We start from the raw sequence: 1,160 nt of genomic DNA, 5'->3' as shown, positions 1-1,160 counted from the left end.
TGGTCTTTTCAAAAATTCAAATGTAGGCAAATTCTTAGGTTCATTTGTTTTTGCCATCATTATTATTACGACATTGATTGTAGCATTTGAAGCTTTAGGTATTGAGACTATTTCTCAGCCAGCAACAGCAATGCTCAATGAAATTTTACAAGCTATTCCAAACATTATTGCTGCTGGTTTAATTTTACTGGTTGCTTATATTGTTTCACGCTTTGTTGGTCGCTTGGTTGCCGAGTTAATTGCAGTAAATGTTGTTGATGAAATTCCTGCAAAATTAGATGTACAACGCTTTTTAGGTCAAACTAAAGTTTCTAATGCCGTTGGTTGGCTAATCGTGTTCTTTACCATGTTGTTTGCAGTTTCTGAAGCTGCTGACCGTCTTGGTTTCGATCAGATTAGTGGTCTAATCGCAATGTTTATCCATTTCGGTGCAAACATTCTATTGGGCGCTGTAATCTTGGTGATTGGTTTCTGGCTTGCAAATGTTGTGGCGAACGTTGTTCAACGCGGTGAATATAATAGTTCGCGTTGGTTAGGTAGTTTGGTTCGTGTCTTGATTATTGGTTTAGTCCTTGCACTTGGTTTAAGGGCGATGGGTATTGCCGATTCGATCGTAAACCTTGCGTTCGGCTTAACGCTAGGCGCAGTTGCAGTTGCTTTCGCTCTTGCATTTGGTTTGGGTGGTCGTCAACCAGCAGAAAGACTTTTATCTGATTTACTGGATAAAGCTAAGAAAGAGGCAAATCAACCAAATCCTTTATATCAACCGCCTACTAATAAGACAACAGGTAGTTCGTCTACGGTTTCAACTCCGTCAACGACTACAACTGCACCATCAACAACAGTTTCATCTGATGCAAAACCAGCTGATTCTGCACAAGTAAATCCATCACAACCACCAGTAAATAAACCGTTTGGTTCTACTGGCGAAAATGATGAAATTTAGTAGGTGTAACTAATTTTCAGATAAACAGTACAAAAAATCTTTGATTTTTGTGATAAGTTCGACCACTCTATATTGAGTGGTCGTTCTGTCTTTGACAGCTATAAAAACAAATAAGTGAGGAAAATACGATGAAAAAACCTGGTCGTTTTTTAGCACCTGTTGTAATTGCTGGGATTACTGTTGGTTTTTTAGCAAGTGCTTATAAATTTGTATT

The 1,160-nt window shown here is 38.3% G+C and carries 1 protein-coding gene and 1 pseudogene; both read left to right on the top strand.

The genetic code is table 11. The features are described 5' to 3' along the window. On the top strand, positions 1-946 hold a 946-nt coding region (locus tag VXQ92_RS19750; RefSeq protein WP_416682935.1), incomplete at its 5' end, for a mechanosensitive ion channel. A gap of 128 nt (positions 947-1,074) precedes the next feature. Further along, positions 1,075-1,160: pseudogene (locus VXQ92_RS19745) on the top strand (hypothetical protein); the annotation flags it as partial.

This window comes from Acinetobacter sp. 228, assembly GCF_048147885.1.
Note: the sequence above shows the minus strand (reverse complement) of the source record. Positions and strands in the feature narration are given on the sequence as shown.